This is a genomic window from Streptomyces sp. NPDC001941 (assembly GCF_040296945.1).
Taxonomy (GTDB): domain Bacteria; phylum Actinomycetota; class Actinomycetes; order Streptomycetales; family Streptomycetaceae; genus Streptomyces.
The window spans coordinates 22,333-44,905 of sequence record NZ_JBEOYE010000036.1 but is presented as its reverse complement, the minus strand read 5'-3'; the positions used below and the strand labels follow the sequence as shown (position 1 = coordinate 44,905).

The following is a 22,573-nucleotide window of genomic DNA, read 5'->3' as shown; positions in this document are numbered from 1 at the left end:
CCCCCCTACGTGATGCGGGGACGTGTCGCACCCATGCGTTCAGCGAGCGACAACAGTCCCTGAGATTGCTTCTGTTGCCGCCGCTCGACGCCCGGCCGGTAGATCGGCTCAGGCTCCGGAACGGGGTTCTCCTTGGCTCCGTGAGCGCACAGCAGCGCGCCCAGGAGGTAGTTCGTCACGCGGAGGTTTTCCACGGTGCTCGCACCGAGCTGGGAGTCCAGCGACGACCAGATGACCTCGTCCGGCGAGAGCTGCGCCCGTACGAACGCGCCCTCGACCGGCAACCTTTCGACGAGACTCGCGAAGCGCCCCCACGTCAGCGAGGGCGACCCCACGTCGCGGACGTCCAGGCCGTAGAAGCGCTGGAAGTCCGCGTCCAGGTCGTCGCCGCGCGACTCGATCAGCTCTGCGAGCCCTCGGATTCCCCCACGGTCACGCCCTGCTGCTCGGCGTACTCCTGCACGACCAGCATGAGGTCAGCGGACCGGCCGCCGCCCTTGGTGAAATGCTCGTACTGGTCGGCGAGGAGGGCCCGGCCGAGGCCCGGCACGTCCTCGCGGGCCGCCGCCTCATGGGCGGAGTCGGGCCAGAACTGGGGGGCCGGGATGGAGTACTCGACGCCGTCCACGCCCTCGAACTCGATCGCCGCACAGGCGTTCTCGGCCGCGCGGGCGCGGAGGGTGGCCAGCTTCATGCGGGACTTGTTGGGCTTGCTCATGCTCAATCTCCATTGGTGGGTAGGTGGTTCGCCGGAGCCGCCCCCACCTAGGACGGCTCCGGAAGTCGTACTCTCTCCGCGGGGGACGTTGGTCCTCTCCGCCGGCGGGACCTTGGTCCCACCGCGGGAAAGGCGGACGCCGCAACTCGCAGCGCCCGCCCTTGCCTTACTCGCCCTCTCGGGGCCACGGCAGCGTCACGAGGGACGCTTCCGCCATGTCGGACGCCAGCGTCTCGCCGACGCGAACGGCCTTGACGCCGACGTGGAACTCCCCGGGGCCCTCGTTCTCGTCGAGCGAGACCGTCACGGGGTCCCGCATCGTGTCTACGCGGTCGTCAGGCTCCTCTTCAGGCTGGCCGCCGTGCTTCCACGTGAACACGTGGTAGACGATGCCGGGTTGCCAGTCCCACGAGACGTCTACGTTCCACGGGTGCTGGTTGGCAATGTCGGGGCGCGTCGCCCGCACGTTTGTAGGTCGTGCGGGCTTTACGCGTTTCCCGAGGTGCCGCCCTTCTCGAACTTCCAGGCAGCGAGGTCCGAGCCCTTGCCGGTCTCGTACTCCGAGCCGAGGGCCTTGACGGTCATGCCCCACATGACGGCGTTGGACGCGGTGAACTTCGGGGCCTCAACCTCCGACACCTGCGCCGACTTCAGATGGCACGTGATCACCGTGTCACCGTCCTCCAGCACCATGACGGCCGCGAATCGCTCGCGCTTGGCCGCAGCACCGATGCGCCACTCGAACGACGCACCGTCCTGAATCGAGCCCGGCGCAAGGCCGTAGAACAGCTCCAGGGTGCGCGGACTCGTCTCCAGCGCCGAGAACTTCAGCGTGAGGTCACGGGACGTAACGATGGTCCGAACGGTGCCCTGCTGCCAGGACTTGATGTCCTGTGTCTCTTCCTCGAAGGCGTGCTCAACGCCCGTCTCGGCGTCGAACAGACCGAGGGAAGTCCACTTGGAGTCTTCCGCCGTCAGGTCCTCGACTCCCGCGAACGCTGCGCCATCTGCCTCCGTGGCGACGTAGATCCGGCCGACCGACGCAACGGTCACCGCATCCTTGTTGTAATCCTGCTTGGTAGCCAACGTGCGGCCCTTTCCAACTACTTCGGGCGCACAGCCACACCGACCGACGCGTACCAACGCGGCGCGTCAGTGAGAGGGTCGGGCGTGAACTGGATGCCCGCGATCGTGTACGTACGGGCCACACCGCGAGCCGCCCCCGGCATCGCGAAGATGTGGCCAATGACTTCAGAGAGGCGGTCCAGCGCCTCGGCCCGGTCAGCGCCGTACGCGTAGAGCGCCAACACGGCCTGGTCGAGCACGGGCCACTTCGTGACGCCGCCGTTGCGCTCGACCGTGACGAACACCCGACCCTTGGTCGGCGTCCAGTCAGAAGGCAGCTCGACGCCGCCCGCGAACTCCGGCAGGACCGTCCGCAGATGGGACAGGGTCAGTGCCTCGACGTCCGGGAAGATGACCACCGGCAGGCTCACGAGAAGTCCCCGACGTTGAAGACCTGGTGCCGCTTCCGGCGCGACTTGGACGACCCGAGGACGATGACGTTCGCCGCCTTGTCCTTCGCCAGGACACGGGCCGTCAGATACCGCCCCTCGCGCGTCGAGCGCTTCTTCACCGACACCTTGAACCCGGCCCGCCGGAAGTCCCCCGTACGGACCGGCGAGCGCCTGGCCGCCGCCGACGCAGCCGCCCGCCCCTTGACCCTGAGCATCGATCGGACCATGTCCGAGTCCGAAAGCTGCTCGATTGCAGCTCGGTCGAGAACGACGCGAGTCGCCAACTACCCCTCCACTCGTCGCACCTTCACGCGAAGGTGGTGGACCCAGCCGGAGCGGGTCCGCTGCGGAAGCGGGGCCCCGTCGACCTCGAACGGCTGGGCATGTCCTGCTAGATGGAGCCGACACCGGCCGTCGACTGCGGCCCGGGGGTCGAGCACGACGAACGCCGCCTCAACCTGTGCGTCGCGGCGGGTGTTCTCCTCGCGCGATGACGGGTAGATCAGCCGCCCGCGCACGGGACTTGGGTCCTTGACCCACTCGTACGACGGAGCGCCGTACCGGTCCTTGCCCTTCTCCCGTCGACGGGCGACCGTGACCGCGTCGACCAGCATTCCGGCGAGGTTCACTTGATCCAGGTCACCCCGTCCGCGTTGGTCGTCCCGATCGGCGAGAACCGGCGGAACACCTCGTCGTCGTAGCCGACCCCCACGGGGGCCATGACCAGCGGCGAGACACCGACAGCCTTCTCCAGCGCCGTCACTTCGTCCGGTGCGAGGAAGAGCCCGTTCGTGTACTGCCGCGCGACGCGGTACGAGTAGTCACCAACGGACTCGGACGCCACCCCTGTGGGGTTGTCGATCGCACGGCCCGCGAGCCGCATGATCAGCACCCGCACCGTGAACGGGCAGTTCGCCCGCGTCAGATCGGCCGCGGGCACTGCTTCGCGCACCAGCTCGGATGCGTCAGTCAGGAGCAAGTCCGCGCGCTTGCGGGCCTCTTCGGTGAACGGCTCAACCCGCCGGGCCTCGAACTCCTCGACGGAGACCAGAGACTCAGCCACGGGAGCCCCTACTTGGCCTTCGCGCCGATGGTCGCGGCGACAGCGCGAATCTGCTTGGCCTTGCCCTCAAGCGCCTCGAACGTCTCGTTGCCGGTCAGGGTCTTGTACGCGGCCTTCGGGATGTCCTTGACCTCGTTGATGCCGGTGAAAGTGTTGATGATCGAACGCTCAGACCGGGACGTCGGGTTGTAGTCCTTCTGGACGGTCAGCGCGACGCCGCCGAAGCTGGACGTAGAGCCGACCGGGCCGCCGGACGGAATCGCCGGGGCGCGCGTCACGAGCATGAAGGCGGTCGGGTGGTACGCAACCATGCGCTTCGGGTCGACGTGCTGCGACACGACGATGCGGAAGCCGTACAGGTTGCCAATCGTGGCGTTGCGCAGGGTCTCGCCGGTACCCGACTCGTTGACCTTGGTCAGGTGGTCGTCCCCGAGGATCGCGGCCTCAACCTCGGTGCCGATCACCAGGTTTCGGCCCGCAGCCGGGACACCCTCGTCGTTCAGCTTCTTGCGGAGCTGGATCATCACGCGCCGGACCTCGCGGCCCGCCTCTTCGGTGCCGATCTTCGCCTCGTCGATCTTCTCGACGGACGCCACCGCGTCGAAGGTCTTGGCAAGCCGCTGCTCGATGTCGTCGGCGACCGCCGAGGTCTGCGGGGAGATGACCTGAGCGCCGTAGTTCTCGACGTCCAGGGTCAGTTCGGCCGAGGTCAGCTTGACCGCGCTGTACACCTCGTCGGTCAGCTTGATGGAGATCTTCCACTCGGCGAGGCGGTCTTCAGTGATCGCCGTACCCTTGCGGTTCTCGTCAATCGACTGGCCGCGCGCCTTGAGCTTGGTCGGGCGCTTGATGTTGACCGTGTCGCCAGCCGCGCCCGTGAAGTTGGAGCCCGCGTCACGGGACACCAGGCCAGCGAGGAGCAGTTCGTCAGCGAGCAGCCCGAGAGACTGGCCCGCCCACTTTTCGGGCTTGAGAATGCCCTTTTCGGTAGCCTGCATGCGGCACCTTTCCTAGTAGTTGAGCGGCCGTCAGTAGGACAGTCGCCGCTTGATCGCAGCGGCGAGCTTGAGCGGGTCAGTGACCTCCGGCTCACCCGCCACTTCCTGACCGGTCTTGAGATTCGCGCGGGGCCTCGACGGAAGCCCACCACCCCGCTTCTGGGACTGCTCCGCAACGGTCTTGGCCGCAGCGAGGAGTTCGTCCTTGGTGGCCCCATGAAGGAGCGCCACCACGTCGCCCGTAAGGCCCGTCTCCTCGGCAACCTCGGCACGGACGACGACCCGACGGGCCTCGTCGCGCTCACGCTCGGCCGCCTCCAGGGCCTCACGGAGCCGCTGCGCTTCGGTCTTCTGCGCCTCCTCGGCATCCTTGTGCGCCTGGAGGATCGGCGCGGCCTCGGCGAGCCGCGCCCGCAGCGCGGCCAGTTCCGCCGCGTTCGGGTCGGGAGACTCCGCCTCACCAGCGGAATTCCGCTGCTGCTCGGGCTCGTTGGGGTTCTGCTCCTCCGGGGCCTCTCCCGCCTCGGGGGTCACCTGCTCTGCGCTCACGCGCCACTCTCCTTGGGTTTGAACACGGGGTATGACGTGCCGTCTGCCGACACCCTGATTTCGATCTCGCCCCGGTCCCACATCCGCTTGTACTTGGCGGAGTTGCGCGGGGGTCGCTGTGTGCGGCTGTAGACCGGCACAGCCACGCAGCGGCAGTTGTTGTGCCAGGGGGCCGCCTCCGGCCCGCCAACGGCCGTGGGACCGGCCTTGAACGTGCGTCCACCGACGGACGCGCCAGCACCCGCCGACCGGGCCGTCTTGTAGAGGTTCGGACGACTCGCCAACATGGCGCAGAAGGCACAGCACTTGGCTGACGCCCGCCGCTGGTACCCGAGAACCTTCGGGTCTGAGTTGATGAAGTAGGCCAGCGCGTCACGCCCGCCCATCTGCACCAGCCTCGACGCCTCACCCAGCACGCGGGAGCCGACCAGCCGCCGAATCTGCGCCTCAGGGACACCCGCCGCCCGCAGGTCCCGTACGTACCTCTGCGCCCGCGCAGACAGCTTCCCGGCCCGACTCTGCGCCGACGCGGACTCCAACCGCCGCGCCTGCGCGTACGCGTCCTCTGCCGACTGGAACAGCGCCTCACCGAGGAGCGCCCGGCGGTGCTCCTGGTAGTAGCGCGCCGATGCCTCACCGGACATGACGAACGAGTCTGCAATGACCCCTTCGGCGTAGCGGAAGAACTGCGCCACGGACCGCGCGTCGCCGACGCGGGTTCGCGCCCACGCCGCGTTCAGGCGACGCAGGGCGTTCCCCGTCAGCTTCGCCTGCGCCTTGGCGTGAAGCTCCGTCAGGGCTTGCGCCCGCGTCTGACTCACGGCCCCAATCACGCTGCCTCACGGGCCAGTTCGCTCCCCGCCGGCGAAGTGCCGACCCGCCCCGAATGGTCGTCGCCGAGGAGGAGTTCACCGGCCGCGATGTCGTACGCCGTTTGCTCGGCGCGCACCGTCTTCCAGCGCTCGACGTCGAACGTCGTCACGCCCGGCACCCGCTCCCAAAGCACCTCGGCCGGAACACCAAGAATCTGGTGGAGCTTGCCGAGAGCGTCAGTCGTCTGCGCCAGCGAACGAGCCTCCGCGTCATGCCAGATGACACGCGCCTCTGTGTCCTCGGCCGCGTCCTTGTCGCCCACCGCGTAGGCCGCCAGTCGGAGCACCTGGCCCCACGACTCGCCGAAGATGGTCTGTCGCTCGTGCGTCTTCCGGGCAAGCCCGCTCTCGGCCGCCGTCAGCGCGTCCGCACTGATGTTGACCATCCCGCCGAGTAGAAAATGAGGCGGGACCTGCGAGATTGCCGCCATCGACTTGACCGCAGCCTCACGCGACTTGAGGTAGCCGCCGAGGTCCGTTTGATCGAACTGGCCAAACCTGACGTCCTTGTTGCCCGTGGCCCAAACGCGGTCGACAGCAGCCTGGAACGTCTCAACCGGCCGACCCGTCTTCGGATCCCTCGGAATCTCGATGCCCGTCGCCCAGCGCTGCCGGAAGGCACTGAACGACTGCGCAATGAGCATGTCGAACGTCGTGCAGTTGATCCGGTCCTGAATGGGCATCAGCGGGGCGACCTCGCCCAGCTCGTGCGGCATCGTGTTCGGCGCGTCCGCCCACCGGTTCCGGAACTGGACCACGGGACAGCGGCCCATGCCGTGGGGCTCGGACTTGACAACCTCCCAGTCGGTCGGCTCCTCCGAGCCGTCCAGCGCCCAGACTTCCGAGACAGCCTCGGCGTCCCAGACTTCCCAGCGGTCGTAGTCGTCGTCACCCCGCTTGGCCCGCCCGAGGAACTTGACCGCGTGGTCAAGCCACTCAGCGTCAGAGTCCTCGGCCACTCCCGTGACCGCCAGCGGCGACATGGGCCGGATAGCCGGACCGGTGTCGCCGGGGAGGACGGACACGTACGCCTTGCCGAACGTCAGTGCCGCGCGGTGGACTTGCGCCTGACGGGAGTCCAGGAGGTTGTCTGTCCAGTACCGCCACGGGTCCAGGTCGCCCGGCTCATCCGGCCGCCGGTAGCCCTCCACCATGAGGTTCTGAGCGACCGTCGACACCACCAACGGCAGCCAGTTCTCCAGCGACTTGGACACCATCACGCCGAACTCGGCTTCCGCCCGCTTCGGTATGTAGGGCCGATCCTGGATTCCGCGGTTGTACTGGTCCACACGAACCAGCTCCGGCATTTCACGCTTGCGCTGAACGATTGCGCCCGCCAGGGCAGAACGAACGTCACCCACAGGGCGGGGCCTTTCAGTTGGGGCACCAGCGGAATACCGCCGGTCAGAAGCCGTAGACGATCCCCGGCTCCGACACCCACCGCTCAATGACGCCCGACTCGATAGCCCGCCGTCGGGCCTCACGCGCCAGCACCAGAGCAGCCGCGCAATCCACCTTGCGCAGCGACTCGCGCGACTCCTTGCCGAACCCCACCCCGTGGGCATTCGGCCGCCGTCGCGCGTTCTTCAGATGGGTGATCAGATGCGGGTCGTCCGCGATCGATAGGGACTTGTCCTCGAACGCCGCACATGCCGACTCGGCCGCATAGGTGAAGTCCCGTATGCGGCGACGCATGTCGAAAGCGACGGAGTGGCCGGGCCCAGCCTTGACGAATAGGGACTCGTGAAAGTCCTCGGCCCACCGGTCGATGTACGACTCGAAGAACGCGTAGTCGGCGAAGAACGCCGCCACCCGCCACCGGTCGAACGCCGACCGCACAACACGGTCAATGTCCTCGGTCGGAACCGTCCAGCCGTCCCCCTGCGGGCCGTCCGGGCGCTGCCAGACCCCAAGGGTCCAGCCATGCCCTGAGAGGACGTCCACGGCGACCAGGGCCGTTGCATCGCTGCCCCGGGAGCCGTCGAACCCGAGCGCCACGATCCCGCCGTCCTCGGTCGGCTCCTGGTCGACCGCCACGGCGGCATCAACGTCCGCCGGGTCCAACCACGCATCCGACGCGGCGACAACGCGACTGAAGTAGAAGCGCATCGCCTCGTCCGCCGACGTGCCCGGGTCGTAGATCTCATCAACCAGCCGATCAATGTCGATCCACGGGCACCCCTGGTAGCAGATCGCCAGCGCCCGCCGTACGGACTCCTCGTCGCCAAGGTCCGTATCCGGCGGAGCCTCCAACGCCGAGTAGAGCAACCCGGCATGACCAGCCCGCGCCGCAGCGACTTTGAGGTACGCCTCATACGTCGCTTCCGCTACGGACTCCTCGCCCGGCGAGTGCGCGTTCGTCGTCTCGATGCCCCGGCCGTTGACCTTGGCAGCGTTACGTCGCAGCACAGCCGCCAGCTTGTGCCCCCCGTTGGCCTTCACCAGGTGGTGAGGCTCATCCAGGATGAAGAAGCTCGTTCGGTTGCCCTCAAGGGAACTTGAGGACGTGGTTACCGGCTCCAGCTTGCCTCTGCGCACCCGGCGGCCGGTCTGGTGCCGCATCAGAATGCGCGTCGCGCCGTCGTCGATTCCGTACGCCTCGCGCAGCAGCGGCGACACCATGCCCCGGATGCTCGCGAACGTGTTCTCGGTCTGCGAGTACGAGACGGCCGCCAACTGCACCAGCGGGGCCGGGTGCTCCCGACCGAGGGCCACCGCCAGGCCGAGCGAGGTCTTGACGACCCGGTCCGGCAGGCACGGCCCGCACAGCTCGAATAGGGCGAGCATCGCCGCGAACGGGCCCTTACCCCAACCCTTGGAGCGGCGCAGCGCCGCCCGCCGGAAGGCGAACTTCCCGTCGGCGTCGAACGCGTACCACCAGGCTATGAAGTGCTGCTGTTCCTCGGTCGGTTCGAGCGGTTCGCCCGCCCGGTCGCCGTCCGGTTGGATCAGGAAGCGGTTCATCCACGCGATGGCCGCGTACCCGATGGACTGGTCGAGCTTCGGCCAGTTCTCGGGGTGCGTCTCGCGCGGCTTGAACTCCGGGATAGTGCCGACGTGCATCAAGCACCCCCGAAGAGCGCGACGACGTTCTCCGCCTCGCCCTGGTCGGCCACGCGCTCCGCGCGGGCCCCGGTCGCCTGGCCGGTCGTCAGCCGCCCACGGAGCCTGTCCGTGTGCGTCGCGCCCAACAGGCTCTCGTTCTGCCGGATCTCGCCGAGTACGTCTTTCCCGGCCCGCAGCGCGCGAGGGTCCGCCCCCGCCTTGCTCATGAGCCGGTTGTAGCCGTCGACCATCGGCAGCAGCGCGAGGAGGCGCTGCCAGTCAGTGACCTGGAAAACAGCGGCTTGCGGGGAGTCCACCCACGCCGCCCACCAATCCCGCGTCGCCGTCAGCCACTTGCGGGGCGTCGGCAGCTCCGGGGCCGGGACTCCCTCGACGTCGGCAGGCTCAACAGCGCTGCCGAGGTTCGGGGTTCGCCCGTGCTTCTCGTCTTTTGGCGGGGGTCCGTACCCGGCCATGGCGGGTACCTCCCTCGGTGCGCCGTTGATCTTGCCTCGCGTGTGCGCGCGCGTATGCCAGCGGAATTCCGCCGGTAGTTGGCGGGCACGAAGCTGGCAGCGCAAGGCCAGAAGGGGCCCCGGGGTGACCGCCCGGCAAACCCCCAGACCCGTACAGAGGGCCGCTTGCTATTGGGCCCCGGGTGGGGCTGGAAGCGATCGGGGGTCACCCCCCAGGGGTCTTGAAGCCACCCGGAGAGTTCTCCTTCACCCCAACCGCGCATCGCCGCTCGTGCGCGCTGCGCATCACGGTCGAGCGCATGCAAGATGAACTTGCTTGCGTCGAGCGAGCGTTGCAGCGGCGCGGGACGGCATGCGATGGGCCGTCAGCGGGCCGCGCGTTGGGCCCTGCGCTCGAACGGGCTCAGCTCTGCTGCCCGTTGCTTGACGACGCGCGTCTCGTTGCGGGCGCGTGCACCTTCAGCGCTGGACTTACGGGCGTGGTGCCACTGGCACAGAGCCTGCAAGTTCGCAGGGTCGTGATTGTCGCCCGGCTCGATGTGGTCGCACTGGTTCGCGTACCGGCCGCAGCGTGCGCCCGTGTCGACGCGTAGCCACTGACAGCGGTAGTCGGCCGCCGCCAGGATGCGGGCCCTCAGTAGGGGCCAGTCCGGGGGGAGCCGTGAGCCACGGTCCGACCCTTCCCACGCCATGCCCCACCACCTCCGGTGCCCGTGGACCACAACAGCGCCAAGAAGGCTGCTGTACAGCCCTGTTCGGGCCTAGGGGGTGATCGGGGGCTCCAGGGACCGGGCCCCGCGGGGGACCTTCGGCCCCGCCGGCGAAGGGTCCTTCGACCCCTCCCCCGTTGGGAACCCTCAACCGTGCAGGCAACAGCCCTTGCAGGGGGCGACGTTCGCCGCCCGCTCGTGGGCCGGGCACAAGCACCGGTCACCCACGACACGGGGACCGGCTGCGGCACAGCGGGTGGAAGGGTCGGCCGGGTCGTCCAGCCACTCACAGCGGAACCCTGCCCGCTCACGAATGGCCAGTCGCCGACGGTGCGCCCGCGCCTGTTCAGCGCGCGCGTGATAGTCGCTGCCGCGCATGACGCGAACCCCCTTCCCCGTACGACAAGTTCAAGCCCCCTCGGGGCTCAGAACCGGGCGGAGGAGAGAGTTTCCGGCCGGGAGCCACGCACGAGGGGGCCGCAGGCCCTCGGGGCGTCGCATAGGCGCGCACGCGCGCGCGAGGGGCTGCATAAGGGTTAAGTGGGAGCGGGGTACAACTCCCGTGCCCGGTACGGGTGTAGGAGTGTAGGAAATGAGCTACATCCCGGTTTCCCTTAGAGACTCCATAGGGATTGTGGAATGTGGGTGTTTTCCTACACTCCTACACTCTTGCAGGTCAGAAGGGGGTTACTTGGCCGTAGCTAGGAGCCCAGCTACACCCGCCGTCCTCGCTGAGATCCGGAACTCCGCCTACGCTCCGCTGGCCTGCCCTAGCCTGACCGTATGTCTATGTCGTGGGGCACGTACGTTGCCGCGATGATTTCCACGCTTGCCGCAGTGGCGACGTTGGTGCCTGCGCTGGAGATCATCCGGAGGGTCCTGGAGCGCGAGCGAAAGATCAAATCCATCGAGAAGCCGCCGCCCGTCAAGGACCAAGAGGGGGGCCCCGATGCCCCCTAAGGTGCGAGTACGGCCCCGCTCGCTCACTGTCGATGACGTCGGCAGTGCCGGTATCGCTGTCCTGATGACCACCATCGGGTTCAACGTCGGTACCGACAACTGGGGCGGGAAGATCGTCATTTGGTCATCGATCGTCGTCGTCGTGTTCTTTCCCCCGTTGATCGCCGCCGTGCGCAGTTACGCCGACGACCGGCTCTCCTACTGGCAGTGGAAGGGGCTCCGCAAACGGCTCCAGGAGCGGCTAGACAACACCAAAGACCCCGAGACGCGGCGCGAGTTGGAAGCCAGGATCAAGAAGGCGGACATCGAGCTGATGAACGCGACGATCGAGACCATGCGGGGCATCCACGCCGAACCCGAAGGATAGGGCCGCACCAGGCACGCCGACGGCCCCCGCTCCGCGCTGGAACGAGGGCCGTCGAGTTGTCGGGTCACGCCAGCCGCTTGCGCTTCCGGCCGCCCCTGCGGCTCGCAAGAGCCTTGACCAGCCCCTCCGGCATCGGGTCGTCGTGCCAGTAGATCGTCGTCCGCTCCGCAACCTTCGGGGGCTCATGGATGGTCGGCTGTGCGCCCTGGTGCTTGCGCACGACGACTGCCCGGATGGCGAGCTGGAGCAGGTCTTGCCGGGTGGGCATGTCGGCCGCGTCCCACGCCTCGTCCACTAGCGTCCGGTCGCCGACGAATGGCGCTACAGGGGTCGCCTTCTCGTACGGGGCCGCCGCCTCCTTCGCGGCCTCCACCAGCGTCATTGCGTCGTTGAGCATCGGGGCGTACAGCTTCCGCAGGGGGCCCTCGAACTCCTTGCGCTTGTACCGGCCTTCCACGAGGTCTTGCAGCGCCGCCTCAGCGGCCTTCAGAGCCTCCAGGGCCTCCCGGCCCTCCTCGGTCTCCTCCGGGTTCTGAAGGGCCGCCCAGCGGGCCGTGATGGCCATAATCAGCTCGGCGTCTGCCTCGTCGGTCATGTCGATGGACGCAACCCGGGTCTTCCACTGCTCGACTACGTACTCCTCGACCAGCGCGGCGCGCAGGTAGGCGGGCTCCGGGCACGCCCCGGGCGTCCGGCGGTGCTTGGAGCACGCATATCCGAGAGAGGTCCAGGACGCGCCGCCGAAGCAGCCGTAGCAGCGGGCAAGGCCCGTCAGCAGGTGTCCATCCCCCGTTCCCGGCTTTCCGGCGAACTTGTTGGGCATGGAGTCCTTGCGGTTGCTGACGTTCCGTCGCGCCTGCTTGGCCAACTCCTCCGTGGTGATCGGTTCCTCGCCCGCCGCCATAACAGGCACCAGCTCGCCCGCCGCGTTGCGGTAGGGCAGTACGTATTGGGTGGTGCGCCACTGACTGATGATCTGCCACCCCTGGTACGCGGGGTGCTTGATGATCCGGTGAATGGACGAGATACCCCAGGGCACATTGGCGGGGCCCGGTAGGCCGTCATCGGTCAGCCGCTCGGCGATCTTCCGTAGCGAGTTGTCCCGCCCGCCGTCGGCGGCCTCCGCGATGATCCGGTAGGCCACTTCCCACGTGAGGACCTCCGGCCGCTCCTCGGTCGCCGGTCGCGCGACGGTGCGGCCCCTGCGGAGCTTGCGCGTCTTAGGCTCGACCTCCAGGCCGTAAGGCGGAGCCGAAAGCCACATGCCCCTGTCGCGCTGGTCGCGCTTGGTGTTCCTGACGTTTGCCGACAGCTTCTCGCTGTACTCCCGAGCCTCTTCAGCCCGGTTGATGATCCACTTGCGGTCACGCGGGTTGGCGCTGTCCAGACCCTCGTAATCGAAGATCACGCGCCCGCCGGAACCGTCTCGCTTGACCACCCGCAACAGGTCATCCGCACCCTTACGGCTGTACCGCGAGATGTCGAAGCACCAAAGCGTGTCGATCATGCCCGCCGCCAGCGCGGCCAGCGCGTCATCGAATTTGTCGCGCTGCCGTTCCCGGTACGCCGACCCCAGCTCGACCCAAATGTATTCCGGCGGAACCTCGGCCCCCTCTCGCTCCGCAGCTCGGCGACCCTGCGCAACCTGCGCGTCCGTGGACTGTTCCCGCCGCCTGTCGGAATCGGAGAGGACTTTCGACTTGCGGGCCAGAATCCCCCATATGGCCTTTTTCGGTTCCTCTTCGTGCATAACACCCATTGTGACCCAATCACCTCGCTTGCACCTGTTGCAAGCACCTGGGTGCCGTTCGAGGAGCGGGACGGACGGGGCAAGGACCGGCCGGTGCTGGTGGTGGCGCGCGAGGAGTGCGGCACGCTGCTCGCCGTGCAGCTCTCCAGCAAGCGGCACGACCACGACCGGGAGTGGGTGGCGATCGGGGTCGGGCCGTGGGACACGGCGGGGCGCGAGTCGTGGGTGGACCTGGACCGGGTGCTCCGGGTGCACGAGGCGGGCATGCGGCGCGAGGCGTGCGCGCTGGACCGGGGGCGCTTCGACCTGGTGACGCGCCGGCTGTGCGAGCGGTACGGGTGGAGCTGAGCGTGCCGCGACGACCGGGGCGGTGAGGTCCGCGCCCGGGGGCCTTGACGGTCCGGGGCGCGCCCTCACGCTCCCTCGTGTGGCGGTCCGGGTCCTGCTCGTACGGTTCTCGTACGGTCCGGGCCCTGGTGTGCGGTCCGGACGACGGGCTCCGGACTACGCCGCCAGGTCCGCGAACGCCTCCCGGAAGGCCTGGATCGTGCCCTGGCGCGCGGTGCGGTCCAGGACCGCGAAGACCACCTGGTCGAAGTGGCGGGCGAAGCGGCCCCCGTCGGCCAGGTGCGCGCGGAAGGCGTCGGCGACCCGGGCGGGGTCGTTGCGGAACACCCCGCAGCCCCAGGCGCCGAGCACCAGGCGCCGGTAGCCCTCGGCGACGGCGCTCTCCAGGACGCGCTCGGCCCGCCGCTCCAGCGCGGCGGGTATCCGGTCGGCGAGCTCCGGCGAACGGGCCTCGATCACCCCGGCGTTGGGCGCGGGCGAGGTGAGGAAGCCGACCGCGTACGGCTGGGCGAGCAGTGCGCCGCGGTCGTCGCGGAAGACGGGGACGGCCGGGCAGTGCACGACCCGGTCGGTGTAGAACGCGTCGCGCTCGGCGCGGTGGTGGGCGTAGAACTCCGGGGCCGTCAGCAGGGCCGCGTAGAGCGCGGAGGCCCGGCACAGGGCCTCCTCCTGCGCCTGGGCGCCGTTGAGGTAGCCGCCGCCGGGGTTGCGCGCGGAGGCGAAGTTGAGCACGGCGACCGGTGCGCCGGAGGCGAGGGTGAGCCGGCGGGCGGCCTCCAGGCTGGACTCGCCGGTGACCTCGAAGGCGGTGGCGCGGTCCGTGGCGGGGGTGACGCCGAGCGGTTCGGGCCCGTACATCCGGGTACCGGTGAGGGGCGTCGCGAGCGCGGCCTCGATCGAGACCGAACGCCCGTCGGGGGCGCGGTAGCGTCCCGCCTCGACGATGGCCTCGGTCTCCTTCGCGATCCCTCGCAGTCGTGCGCTCATGGCTCGATCGTGCGTGCGAGGGACGCCGTATGGCAAACGCTTTTCGCAGGTCCGCACCATGGTCCGGGGCCCGGCCGGGGACGCACTCTTGTGCGAACCGGCCCGAGTGGCCTTACTGGACGACGGACGCACCACCACCCCACGGGAGGTCGCGCATGACGAGCCAGGTCCCCGGGCCGGACGGCCCGCCCATCGGCGAGGACGAGGCCGAGGAGTTACTGCGATGTATCTGCTTCAAGACCGGCCCGCCCGGCACCGTCGGCGTCGAGGTCGAACTCATCGTCCATGACGCGCGTTCCGCCCGGCGGAACGTCGTCCCGTACCACCTGTGGGCGGCCTTCGGAAAGGCCCGCGCCCTCCCCCTGAACTCCCCGCTCACCATCGAGCCGGGCGGGCAGGTCGAGCTCAGCTCGCCGCCCGCGTCCTCGCTGATGAGCTGCGTGGACCAGGTCACCGCCGATCTGCGGGCGGTGCGCCGCGAGTTCGCCGCCCACCGGCTGGTGCTCTCCGGCTACGGAGTCGACCCCTGGTCCCCGCCGCGCCGCCGCGCCGTGCGCGACCGCCGGTTCGACGCCCTCCAGGTCTACTTCGGCCGCACCGGCCCCAGCGGTCTCGCGATGATGTGCGACTCGGCCTCGGTGCAGGTCTGCCTGGACGCCGGGCACGACGGGCCCGGGCCGCTGGGCTTCCGCGAGCGCTGGCGCACCGCGCACCTGCTGGGTGCCGTGCTGGTCGCCGCGTTCGCCAACTCCCCCTGCTACGAGGGCAGGAGGACCGGCTGGCGGTCCACCCGGCAGCTGATCTGGACCGAGCTGGACGCGGTGCGCACCCTGGCCCCGACCGACGCCGGCGACCCGCGCGACGCCTGGGCGCGGCACGTGCTGGACTCCCCGGTGCTCTGCGTGCGCACCCCCGAGGGCCCCTGGGACGTGCCGCACGACCTGACGTTCCGCCAGTGGATCCGCACCGGAGCGCCCCGGCCGCCCACCGCGCAGGACCTGGAGTACCACCGCACGACGCTCTTCCCGCCGGTGCGCCCCCGGGGCCACCTGGAGTTCCGCATGATCGACGCCCAGCCGGGCGAGCAGGGCTGGATCGTGCCGCTGGCCGTGTGCACGGCGCTGTTCGACGACCCGGAGGCGGCCGAGGCCGTGCAGCGGGTGGTGGCGCCGCTGGCGGAGCGGGCGGGTCCGCTGCCCGCGCCGCGCAACCCGCTGTGGATCGACGCGGCCCGCCACGGCGTGCGCGACCCCGAGCTGCACGGCGCGGCCCTGGCCGCGTTCGGCATCGCGCTCGAGGCGCTGCCCCGGGTGGGCGCGTCCCCGTCCGTGGTGGACGCGGTGGCCGCGTTCCACGACCAGTACGTGGCCAAGGGCCGCTGCCCCGCGGACGACGTGGAACTCGCCTTCACCGGGAAGGACGCCCGCACATGACCGACCCCTTCGAGGACCCGGAACGCCTCAGGCGACGGGCCCTGGACGCGCTCACGACGGCGCGCGCCCGCACGGCCCTGCTCACCTCCTGCGTCGACGAGCCCGACCTCACCGCACAGCACTCGCCGTTGATGTCCCCGCTGGTGTGGGACCTGGCGCACATCGGCAACCAGGAGGAGCAGTGGCTGCTGCGGGCCGTCGGAGGCCGCACGCCGCTGCGCCCCGAGATCGACCCGCTGTACGACGCGTTCGCGCACCCGCGCGCCACTCGCCCCACACTGCCGCTGCTCTCCCCGGTCCAGGCGCGCGCGTACGCCGGCGAGGTGCGCGAGCGGGTGCTCGACGTGCTCGACGGCGTACCCCTCGAAGGGGACCCGCTGCTCGACGCGGGCTTCGCCTTCGGCATGGTCGCCCAGCACGAACAGCAGCACGACGAGACCATGCTGATCACCCATCAGTTGCGGGAGGGGGCGCCCGCGCTGCACGCGCCGCCGCCACCGCCCGGCTCCACGAGCGGCCTGCCCGCCGAAGTCCTGGTGCCCGGCGGCCCGTTCACCATGGGCACCTCCACCGAGCCGTGGGCCCTGGACAACGAACGCCCGGCGCACCCCCGTCTGGTGCCCGCCTTCTGGATCGACACCGTGCCCGTCACCAACGCCCGCTACCGGCACTTCGTGGACGACGGCGGCTACCGCGACGCCCGCTGGTGGGCGCCCGAGGGCTGGGAGCACGTGCGGCGCCACTCGATCGGGGCGCCCCTCTTCTGGCACCGCGAGGGCGGCCAGTGGCTGCGCCGCCGCTTCGGGGTGACCGAGCCGGTCCCGGACGACGAGCCGGTACTGCACGTCAGCTGGTACGAGGCGGACGCCTACGCCCGCTGGGCCGGGCGCCGGCTGCCCGGCGAGGCCGAGTGGGAGAAGGCCGCCCGCCACGACCCGGCCACCGGACGCTCGCGCCGCTACCCCTGGGGCGACGCGGACCCGGAGCCGCGCCACGCCAACCTGGGCCAGCGCCACCTGCGCCCGGCCCCGGCGGGCGCCTACCCCGACGGCGCCTCGGCCTTCGGGGTGCGCCAGCTGGTGGGCGACGTGTGGGAGTGGACCGCGAGCGACTTCCTGCCCTACCCGGGCTTCGCCGCGTTCCCCTACCGCGAGTACTCCGAGGTGTTCTTCGGCGCCGCCCACAAGGTGCTGCGCGGGGGCTCCTTCGCCGTGGACCCGGTGGCCTGCCGGGGCACCTTCCGCAACTGGGACCTCCCGGTGCGCCGCCAGATCTTCAGCGGGTTCCGCACCGCGAGGGACGCCTGATGTGCCGTCACCTCGCCTTCCTCGGCCCGCCGGTGGCCCTGGAGGAGGTCCTGGTGCGCCCCGCGCACGGCCTGTACCGGCAGTCCTGGGAGCCGCGCGCGCAGCGGTACGGGACGGTGAACGCGGACGGCTTCGGCGTGGGCTGGTACGCCGAGGGCGACCCGGTCCCGGCCCGCTACCGGCGCGCGGGACCGATCTGGGCCGACCCGTCCTTCGCCGACCTGGCCCGGGTGGTGCGCTCGGGCGCGCTGCTCGCCGCGGTGCGCGACGCCACCGCCCCGGGCGCCGACGCGGAAGCGGCCGCCGCGCCGTTCGCCGCCGAGCCCTGGCTGTTCAGCCACAACGGCGCGGTGCGCGGCTGGCCCGGGTCGCTGGCCGGTCCGGCCGCCGCGCTGCCCGCCGCCGAGCTGCTCTCCCTGGAGGCGCGCTGCGACGCGGCCCTGGTGTGGGCCCTGGTGCTGCACCGGCTGCGCGACGGCGACGAGCTGGGCCAGGCGCTGGCCGACACGGTCCACGAGGTCGCCGCCGCGGCCCCGGGCTCGCGGCTGAACCTGCTGCTCACCGACGGCACGACGATCGCCGCGACCGCCTGGGGCGACACCCTCTGGTACCTGGCGCAGCCGGGCCGGAGCACCGTGGTGGCCTCCGAGCCCTACGACGACGACCCGCACTGGCGCGAGGTGCCCGACCGCAGCCTGCTCGCCGCCACCCCCACCGACGTCCTGCTGACCCCGCTCAAGGAGCCCACCGCGTGAGCCCGTTCCTGCTGACCAGGACCCTGCCCGAGGACGCCGCCGGAGCCGAACTGCGCAGCGACGTGCTGCACGGACTGACCCGCACCCCCAAGGAGCTGCCGCCCAAGTGGTTCTACGACGCCCGGGGCAGCCGGCTGTTCGAGGAGATCACCCGGCTGCCGGAGTACTACCCGACCCGCGCCGAGCGGGAGATCCTCATCGCGCGCGCGGCCGAGATCGCCGCCGCGACCCGAGCCCGCACCCTGGTGGAGCTGGGCTCGGGCTCGTCCGAGAAGACCCGCCACCTCATCGACGCACTGCTGCCCGGGCTCGACGCGTACGTCCCGGTGGACGTCAGCCGCAGCGCGCTGCGGCTGGCCGGCGAGGCGCTCACCGCCGAGCTGCCGGGCCTGCACGTGCACGCCCTGGAGGCGGACTTCACCCGGGGCCTGGCCCTGCCCGGGACGCCCGGGCCGCGGCTCGTCGCGTTCCTGGGCGGCACGATCGGCAACCTGCTGCCACCCGAGCGGGCCGCCTTCCTCGACTCGGTGCGGGCGCTGCTCGCGCCCGGGGACGCGCTGCTGCTCGGCACCGACCTGGTGAAGGACGAGCGGGAGCTCGTCGCGGCGTACGACGACGCGGCGGGGGTGACCGCCGAGTTCAACAAGAACGTGCTCGCGGTGCTGGCCCGGGAGCTGGACGCCGACGTGGACCCGGACGACTTCGACCACGTGGCGGTGTGGGACCGCGAGCACGAGTGGATCGAGATGCGGCTGCGGGCCCGCGAGGCGCTGACCCTGAAGGTCCCCGACCTGGACCTGGTGGTGCCGTTCGAGGCCGGGGAGGAGCTGCGCACGGAGGTGTCGGCGAAGTTCCGTCAGGACGGGGTGCGCACCGAACTGGTCACGGCGGGGCTTGAGTTGACGCACTGGTGGACGGACGCGGCGGGCCGGTTCGCGCTGTCGCTCGCCACGGCGGTCTGAGCGGGCGGGCGGACGGGGGCGGCCGTTGCGCGCACGGGCGCGGCCGCCCCGTTCCGGCCGTTCACGGACCGGCCCCTCGCGGACCGGGCGTCCAGGGCCGCGGCGGTCACGCTCCGGCCGTCCACCGACCGGGCGATCGCGGTCTGCGCCTCCAGGGCGAGGGCGCGGCGGTCGGTGTGGCGGCCCGCGGGGACCGGCGGCAGGATCCGGACCTCCGCGGTGAGCCCGCGGGCCGCCGCGATCCGCCACAGCGAGACGAGCAGCGGGTCGTCCCCGACGAACGCGGCGGGTCCGGTGGGCGCGTAGCCGAGGCGTACGGGCTGTACGGGCACGCCCGCGTCCAGGGCGGCCTGGAAGGCGGCGGGCCGGAACCGCCCCTGCTCGCGCCCGCACCAGGTGGAGCCCTCGGGGAAGACCACGACGCGGGAGCCGCCGCGCAGGGCGTCGGCCACCTCCCGTACCGTCCCCGGCAGGGCGCGCAGCCGGTCCCGGTCGAGGAAGACGGTGCCGCCCCGGGCGGCCAGCGCCCCGAGCAGCGGCCAGCGGCGCACCTCGCGCTTGGCGAGCATGCGGCCGGGCAGCACCGAGGCGACGAGCGGGATGTCGAGCCAGGAGATGTGGTTGGCGACCACCAGCGACGCGCCGGGGGCCAGGGTCGCGCCGGCCACCCGGACGCGCACGCCGAAGGCGCGTACCACCGCGCGGCACCACAGCCGGGTCAGCCGGGCGCGGACGGCGGCGCCCGCCAGCGGGGCGAGCGGGGTGAGCAGGACCCCGGCGAGCACCGTGAGCAGGCCGGCGAGCAGCCGGGCGGCCGTGCGCGGCGCTGCGGCGGCCCGGAGCCCGGGGCGGGTGGCGCAGCGCTCGGGAGTGCAGGGGGCGGTGGGCAGCCAGGCGGAGGCGGCGGTGCTCATCGCACCGGGGCGAGCGAGAGGAAGTGGCGCAGGTAGCGGGGGTTGGTGCGGCGCAGCGACAGCAGGACGTAGAGGTCGGCGACGCCGAAGTCGGGGTCGTGGGCGGGCGCGCCGCAGACCCAGGCGCCGAGCCTGAGGTAGCCGCGCAGCAGCGGGGGGAGTTCGGTACGGGCGGCGGGGCGGGTGGCGGCGCCGGGGGTCCACAGCTTGTGCGGGGTGACCCAGTACTCCTCGGGGGCCAGGTGCTTGGCGCGCACGGTGTCCCAGGTGGCGGCGGCCAGGGCGCCGCCGTCGGCCAGGGGTATCGAGCAGCAGCCGGCCAGCCAGGTGTGGCCGCTGCTGGTGAGGTAGCGGGCGATGCCGGCCCAGATCAGCGAGATCACGGCGCCGTCGCGGTGCAGCGGGTGGACGCAGGAGCGGCCGACCTCGACCAGGTCGTCGCGGATCGGGTCCAGCCGGGAGAGGTCGAACTCGCCCTCGGAGTAGAGGCGTCCGGCGGCCCGGGCCCGCTCGGGCGGCAGCAGCCGGTAGGTGCCGACGACCTCCCCGGTGGCCTCCTCGCGGACCAGCAGGTGGTCGCAGTACGCGTCGAAGGCGTCGCCGTCCAGGCCGGGTTCGGGCCCTTCGAGGCGGGCGCCGAGCTCACCGGCGAAGACCAGGTGGCGCAGCCGCTGGGCGGCGCGCACGTCCTCCTGGTCGCGGGCGAGCCCGACGACGTACCGGCCGGGGGCCCCGGTGGCGGCGGGGAGCGGTTCGGGGGCGACTGCGGCGCTGGTGGCGGTCATGGCGGTCTCCTCTGCCGTACGGAAGGGGGCGGACCGCGGCTGCGGCGGCCCGGCCCCTTGTTTCTTCCGTGACCGGCTGGATTCGACGTGACCGTGCGGGGGCAGGCGGGTGTGGGCCTGCTGAATGGCCGGGTACCCGGGGGCCCTTGAGGACGACGGGCCCGGACCGGGTCCGTACCCGGGGCCCGTGCGGACGACGGCCCCGGACCGATCCCCCGGAGCGGGACCGATCCCCCGGAGTGACTACCGGAGCATGGAGGTGATCCGCTCGGAGGCCGCCTTCGCCGCCTTCTTCGGGTCCTCGCCCCTGAGCACGGCCGTCATGTACGGCTTGATCGGGTTCTGGGCCTCGACCTCGGCCCACTGCGCGGAGTTGGGCGTCGCCTGACCGTACACCGCGCCCTCCGCCATCACGCGGGTGGCCTCCTCGTCCTCCACGACGCGGGCCAGGGTGGTCTTGTTGGGCACGTAGCTCATCGAACGGGCCAGCTCCGTCTGCCACTTCTCGCCCGCGAGCGCCTTGACGACCTCCACCGCGGCGCCGCGGTTGCGCGCCTTCTCGGGGACGATCAGGTCGGAGCCGCCGGTGAACACCGCGCACGGCCGGTCGGCCTTCTTGCCGGGGATGGCGAAGAACCCCAGCTGGTCCTTGAGCGCGGGGTTGGCCTTGAGGACGGCGGGGACGATGCTGGGGGTGGCGATGATCTGGGCGATGTCGCGCTTGGCGAAGACGTCCGACTGGGGCGGGGTCATCTCGTCGGCGTCGCGCGGTCCGCGGCCCAGTTCCTGGAGCTCCTTGTAGTAGTCCATGCCGCGCAGCGCGGCCGGGCTGTCGAGCGTGCCCTGCCACACGCCGCCCTTGTCCACGGCCAGTTCGCCGCCCTCGTCCCAGACGAACCCGGCGAGCGTGTACCAGTCCTGGCCCGCCAGGTAGATGCCCTCGGAACCGGACCCGTTGAGCTTCTCGGTGTCCTTGAGCCACTGGGCGCGGGTCTTGGGCAGGGCGGTGATGCCGGCCTTGGCGAACAGGTCCTTCTTGTAGATGACGACGCGGTTGGCGGCGTACCAGGGGATGCCGTACTGCGCGCCGTCGATGCTGCCGGGCTGGGCGAGGCCGGGCAGCCAGTCCTTGGCGCCGAGGTCGCGCAGCGACTCCAGGGTGAGGTCGTAGAGCCGGCCGGTCTCGGCGTACTGGGCGACCTGGGTGTTGCCGACCTCGATCAGGTCGGGGGTGTTCTCGCCCCTGAGTGCGGTGGTCACCTTGGCGCCGATGCCGGTCCACTCCTGGAAGGTGAACTTCAGCGCGATGTCCGGGTGTTCCTTCTCGTACGCCTCGGTGAAGCGCTTCAGGAAGTCCTCGGAGACGCTGTCCTTCATCAGCCAGACGCTGACCGTGCGGTCCTGCGCCGATCCGCCGGGGACGAGGCCGCAGCCGCTCAGGGCGAGGGCGGACACGAGGGTCGCGGTACAGGCCAGGAAGCGGTTCTTCACGAGTTCACCTTCGGCACATCGGCAGGGGACGGCGGACCCGATGTGGGGGGAGCGAACCGCGTTCGCACGGGTATGCGCCCCGAGTTTGGTATGGACCAAAGGAGCGGTCAACCCCCGGAATGTTTCGGGTCCGCCGGGGCCGGGTAACCGAGCGCCCGCTTACCCGCGGTACGCGCCGGTGGGGGCGTGAAACGTGCGGCGCCCGGGACGACGTCTCGCGCCCGGGGGCGCCGTGGGGCACGGTGGAGGGAGCCCGCCGAGAAGGCGAGACGGCACGAGGGCCCCGCGGCCCGGGAGGAGTGCGGCACCCATGGCGAACCACACGTACCGCGTGACCGAGATCGTCGGCACGTCCACGACCGGCCTGGACGACGCCATCCGCAACGGGATCGGGCGCGCCGCCCGCACCCTGCGCGGCCTGGACTGGTTCGAGGTCAGCCAGATCCGGGGGCACATCGTGGACGGGCAGGTGGAGCACTACCAGGTCGGCATGAAGGTCGGGTTCAGGCTGGAGGACACCGACGACGAGTCCTGAGCCCCGGGCGTACGGGGACGGCGCGGCCGTG

At 70.9% G+C, this 22,573-nt stretch carries 26 protein-coding genes and 1 pseudogene; 8 read left to right on the top strand and 19 right to left on the bottom strand.

Going from position 1 to position 22,573, the window contains the following annotated elements:
* Nucleotides 1–5: 5 nt before the first annotated feature.
* The 14 genes from ABT160_RS23530 to ABT160_RS23465 all read right to left on the bottom strand — a co-directional run bounded on the left by ABT160_RS23530 (nucleotide 6) and on the right by ABT160_RS23465 (nucleotide 9,238).
* On the bottom strand, nucleotides 6–284 hold the full coding sequence (locus ABT160_RS23530; RefSeq protein WP_351649723.1) for a hypothetical protein: 279 nt from the start codon (nucleotides 282–284) through the stop codon (nucleotides 6–8).
* Nucleotides 285–400: 116 nt separating this feature from the next.
* Nucleotides 401–718 (bottom strand): hypothetical protein, encoded by a 318-nt coding sequence (locus tag ABT160_RS23525; RefSeq protein WP_351649722.1) that lies wholly within the window; start codon nucleotides 716–718, stop codon nucleotides 401–403.
* Nucleotides 719–884: 166 nt separating this feature from the next.
* Nucleotides 885–1,184, bottom strand: a complete 300-nt coding sequence (locus ABT160_RS23520) for a hypothetical protein (protein ID WP_351649721.1) — start codon at nucleotides 1,182–1,184, stop codon at nucleotides 885–887.
* Nucleotides 1,185–1,204: 20 nt separating this feature from the next.
* A complete protein-coding gene (locus tag ABT160_RS23515) occupies nucleotides 1,205–1,804 on the bottom strand; it encodes a phage tail tube protein (protein WP_351649720.1) in 600 nt (199 codons plus the stop codon).
* A gap of 17 nt (nucleotides 1,805–1,821) precedes the next feature.
* Nucleotides 1,822–2,214 (bottom strand): hypothetical protein, encoded by a 393-nt coding sequence (locus ABT160_RS23510; RefSeq protein WP_351649719.1) that lies wholly within the window; start codon nucleotides 2,212–2,214, stop codon nucleotides 1,822–1,824.
* Nucleotides 2,211–2,450 (bottom strand): hypothetical protein, encoded by a 240-nt coding sequence (locus tag ABT160_RS23505; protein WP_351649718.1) that lies wholly within the window; start codon nucleotides 2,448–2,450, stop codon nucleotides 2,211–2,213. Before ABT160_RS23505 ends, ABT160_RS23510 begins: the two co-directional genes overlap by 4 nt.
* A 69-nt stretch (nucleotides 2,451–2,519) precedes the next feature.
* Nucleotides 2,520–2,864 (bottom strand): hypothetical protein, encoded by a 345-nt coding sequence (locus tag ABT160_RS23500; RefSeq protein WP_351649717.1) that lies wholly within the window; start codon nucleotides 2,862–2,864, stop codon nucleotides 2,520–2,522.
* The gene (locus ABT160_RS23495) at nucleotides 2,861–3,298 is read right to left on the bottom strand and encodes a hypothetical protein (protein ID WP_351649716.1); all 438 of its coding nucleotides are present in this window, start codon (nucleotides 3,296–3,298) and stop codon (nucleotides 2,861–2,863) included. The genes ABT160_RS23500 and ABT160_RS23495 overlap by 4 nt, the downstream gene beginning before the upstream one ends.
* Nucleotides 3,299–3,306: 8 nt before the next feature.
* Nucleotides 3,307–4,296, bottom strand: a complete 990-nt coding sequence (locus tag ABT160_RS23490) for a major capsid protein (RefSeq protein WP_351649715.1) — start codon at nucleotides 4,294–4,296, stop codon at nucleotides 3,307–3,309.
* 30 nt (nucleotides 4,297–4,326) lie between these two features.
* Nucleotides 4,327–4,845 carry a hypothetical protein gene (locus tag ABT160_RS23485; RefSeq protein ID WP_351649714.1) on the bottom strand — a complete coding sequence of 173 codons (519 nt, stop codon included), beginning with the start codon at nucleotides 4,843–4,845 and terminating at the stop codon, nucleotides 4,327–4,329.
* Nucleotides 4,842–5,666, bottom strand: coding sequence for a VG15 protein (locus ABT160_RS23480; RefSeq protein ID WP_351649713.1), 825 nt, complete (start codon nucleotides 5,664–5,666; stop codon nucleotides 4,842–4,844). Before ABT160_RS23480 ends, ABT160_RS23485 begins: the two co-directional genes overlap by 4 nt.
* A gap of 8 nt (nucleotides 5,667–5,674) precedes the next feature.
* Nucleotides 5,675–7,006 carry a phage portal protein gene (locus tag ABT160_RS23475; protein WP_351649712.1) on the bottom strand — a complete coding sequence of 444 codons (1,332 nt, stop codon included), beginning with the start codon at nucleotides 7,004–7,006 and terminating at the stop codon, nucleotides 5,675–5,677.
* Nucleotides 7,007–7,121: 115 nt separating this feature from the next.
* On the bottom strand, nucleotides 7,122–8,780 hold the full coding sequence (locus ABT160_RS23470; RefSeq protein WP_351649711.1) for a terminase large subunit domain-containing protein: 1,659 nt from the start codon (nucleotides 8,778–8,780) through the stop codon (nucleotides 7,122–7,124).
* Complete coding sequence (locus ABT160_RS23465; RefSeq protein WP_502984287.1) at nucleotides 8,780–9,238, bottom strand: phage terminase small subunit; 459 nt, start codon at nucleotides 9,236–9,238, stop codon at nucleotides 8,780–8,782. The genes ABT160_RS23470 and ABT160_RS23465 overlap by 1 nt, the downstream gene beginning before the upstream one ends.
* Nucleotides 9,239–10,764: 1,526 nt before the next feature.
* Between ABT160_RS23465 and ABT160_RS23460 the strand changes: the two genes are divergently transcribed.
* Entirely contained in the window at nucleotides 10,765–10,908 is a 144-nt protein-coding gene (locus ABT160_RS23460; protein ID WP_351649709.1) for a hypothetical protein, read from the top strand.
* Nucleotides 10,909–10,972: 64 nt separating this feature from the next.
* Nucleotides 10,973–11,275 carry a hypothetical protein gene (locus ABT160_RS23455; protein ID WP_351649708.1) on the top strand — a complete coding sequence of 101 codons (303 nt, stop codon included), beginning with the start codon at nucleotides 10,973–10,975 and terminating at the stop codon, nucleotides 11,273–11,275.
* Between the two features lie 64 nt (nucleotides 11,276–11,339).
* On the opposite strand, the gene ABT160_RS23450 is transcribed toward ABT160_RS23455, so the two are convergent.
* Nucleotides 11,340–13,025 carry a recombinase family protein gene (locus ABT160_RS23450; protein ID WP_351649707.1) on the bottom strand — a complete coding sequence of 562 codons (1,686 nt, stop codon included), beginning with the start codon at nucleotides 13,023–13,025 and terminating at the stop codon, nucleotides 11,340–11,342.
* 45 nt (nucleotides 13,026–13,070) lie between these two features.
* On the opposite strand from ABT160_RS23450, the pseudogene ABT160_RS23445 reads away from it, so the two are divergent.
* Nucleotides 13,071–13,373, top strand: a pseudogene (locus tag ABT160_RS23445) (type II toxin-antitoxin system PemK/MazF family toxin); the annotation flags it as partial.
* A 156-nt stretch (nucleotides 13,374–13,529) separates the two neighbouring features.
* Here ABT160_RS23445 and ABT160_RS23440 read toward each other — a convergent pair.
* Entirely contained in the window at nucleotides 13,530–14,360 is an 831-nt protein-coding gene (locus tag ABT160_RS23440; protein WP_351649706.1) for a TIGR02452 family protein, read from the bottom strand.
* A 155-nt stretch (nucleotides 14,361–14,515) separates the two neighbouring features.
* On the opposite strand from ABT160_RS23440, the gene egtA reads away from it, so the two are divergent.
* The 4 genes from egtA to egtD are packed head-to-tail and all read left to right on the top strand — an operon-like array spanning nucleotide 14,516 to nucleotide 18,817.
* Nucleotides 14,516–15,793, top strand: a complete 1,278-nt coding sequence (gene egtA, locus ABT160_RS23435) for an ergothioneine biosynthesis glutamate--cysteine ligase EgtA (protein ID WP_351649705.1) — start codon at nucleotides 14,516–14,518, stop codon at nucleotides 15,791–15,793.
* On the top strand, nucleotides 15,790–17,100 hold the full coding sequence (gene egtB, locus ABT160_RS23430; RefSeq protein ID WP_351649704.1) for an ergothioneine biosynthesis protein EgtB: 1,311 nt from the start codon (nucleotides 15,790–15,792) through the stop codon (nucleotides 17,098–17,100). Before egtA ends, egtB begins: the two co-directional genes overlap by 4 nt.
* The gene (egtC, locus tag ABT160_RS23425) at nucleotides 17,100–17,855 is read left to right on the top strand and encodes an ergothioneine biosynthesis protein EgtC (protein ID WP_351649703.1); all 756 of its coding nucleotides are present in this window, start codon (nucleotides 17,100–17,102) and stop codon (nucleotides 17,853–17,855) included. Before egtB ends, egtC begins: the two co-directional genes overlap by 1 nt.
* Nucleotides 17,852–18,817 (top strand): L-histidine N(alpha)-methyltransferase, encoded by a 966-nt coding sequence (gene egtD, locus ABT160_RS23420; RefSeq protein ID WP_351649702.1) that lies wholly within the window; start codon nucleotides 17,852–17,854, stop codon nucleotides 18,815–18,817. Before egtC ends, egtD begins: the two co-directional genes overlap by 4 nt.
* Here the strand turns inward: egtD and ABT160_RS23415 are convergent.
* The 3 genes from ABT160_RS23415 to ABT160_RS23405 form a co-directional block, all read right to left on the bottom strand.
* Entirely contained in the window at nucleotides 18,712–19,731 is a 1,020-nt protein-coding gene (locus ABT160_RS23415) for a lysophospholipid acyltransferase family protein (protein ID WP_351649701.1), read from the bottom strand. The two genes, egtD and ABT160_RS23415, sit on opposite strands and share 106 nt — an antisense overlap.
* The gene (locus ABT160_RS23410) at nucleotides 19,728–20,516 is read right to left on the bottom strand and encodes a GNAT family N-acetyltransferase (protein WP_351649700.1); all 789 of its coding nucleotides are present in this window, start codon (nucleotides 20,514–20,516) and stop codon (nucleotides 19,728–19,730) included. Before ABT160_RS23410 ends, ABT160_RS23415 begins: the two co-directional genes overlap by 4 nt.
* Before the next feature lie 243 nt (nucleotides 20,517–20,759).
* Nucleotides 20,760–22,007 (bottom strand): extracellular solute-binding protein, encoded by a 1,248-nt coding sequence (locus tag ABT160_RS23405; protein WP_351649699.1) that lies wholly within the window; start codon nucleotides 22,005–22,007, stop codon nucleotides 20,760–20,762.
* A 310-nt stretch (nucleotides 22,008–22,317) separates the two neighbouring features.
* Here ABT160_RS23405 and ABT160_RS23400 point away from each other — a divergent pair, with 310 nt between their 5' ends.
* The gene (locus ABT160_RS23400; RefSeq protein WP_351649698.1) at nucleotides 22,318–22,542 is read left to right on the top strand and encodes a dodecin; all 225 of its coding nucleotides are present in this window, start codon (nucleotides 22,318–22,320) and stop codon (nucleotides 22,540–22,542) included.
* Nucleotides 22,543–22,573: the final 31 nt, after the last annotated feature.

Bases quoted from the DNA above. Each gene is read 5' to 3' on its own strand.
- ABT160_RS23505 (WP_351649718.1), bottom strand. From the start codon at position 2,450: ATGCTCAGGGTCAAGGGGCGGGCGGCTGCGTCGGCGGCGGCCAGGCGC.
- ABT160_RS23455 (WP_351649708.1), top strand. From the start codon at position 10,973: ATGACCACCATCGGGTTCAACGTCGGTACCGACAACTGGGGCGGGAAG.
- ABT160_RS23410 (WP_351649700.1), bottom strand. From the start codon at position 20,516: ATGACCGCCACCAGCGCCGCAGTCGCCCCCGAACCGCTCCCCGCCGCC.
- ABT160_RS23440 (WP_351649706.1), bottom strand. From the start codon at position 14,360: ATGAGCGCACGACTGCGAGGGATCGCGAAGGAGACCGAGGCCATCGTC.
- ABT160_RS23465 (WP_502984287.1), bottom strand. From the start codon at position 9,238: ATGGCCGGGTACGGACCCCCGCCAAAAGACGAGAAGCACGGGCGAACC.
- egtC (WP_351649703.1), top strand. From the start codon at position 17,100: ATGTGCCGTCACCTCGCCTTCCTCGGCCCGCCGGTGGCCCTGGAGGAG.
- ABT160_RS23415 (WP_351649701.1), bottom strand. From the start codon at position 19,731: ATGAGCACCGCCGCCTCCGCCTGGCTGCCCACCGCCCCCTGCACTCCC.
- egtA (WP_351649705.1), top strand. From the start codon at position 14,516: ATGACGAGCCAGGTCCCCGGGCCGGACGGCCCGCCCATCGGCGAGGAC.
- ABT160_RS23460 (WP_351649709.1), top strand. From the start codon at position 10,765: ATGATTTCCACGCTTGCCGCAGTGGCGACGTTGGTGCCTGCGCTGGAG.
- ABT160_RS23450 (WP_351649707.1), bottom strand. From the start codon at position 13,025: ATGCACGAAGAGGAACCGAAAAAGGCCATATGGGGGATTCTGGCCCGC.
- ABT160_RS23525 (WP_351649722.1), bottom strand. From the start codon at position 718: ATGAGCAAGCCCAACAAGTCCCGCATGAAGCTGGCCACCCTCCGCGCC.
- egtB (WP_351649704.1), top strand. From the start codon at position 15,790: ATGACCGACCCCTTCGAGGACCCGGAACGCCTCAGGCGACGGGCCCTG.
- ABT160_RS23490 (WP_351649715.1), bottom strand. From the start codon at position 4,296: ATGCAGGCTACCGAAAAGGGCATTCTCAAGCCCGAAAAGTGGGCGGGC.
- ABT160_RS23470 (WP_351649711.1), bottom strand. From the start codon at position 8,780: ATGCACGTCGGCACTATCCCGGAGTTCAAGCCGCGCGAGACGCACCCC.
- ABT160_RS23400 (WP_351649698.1), top strand. From the start codon at position 22,318: ATGGCGAACCACACGTACCGCGTGACCGAGATCGTCGGCACGTCCACG.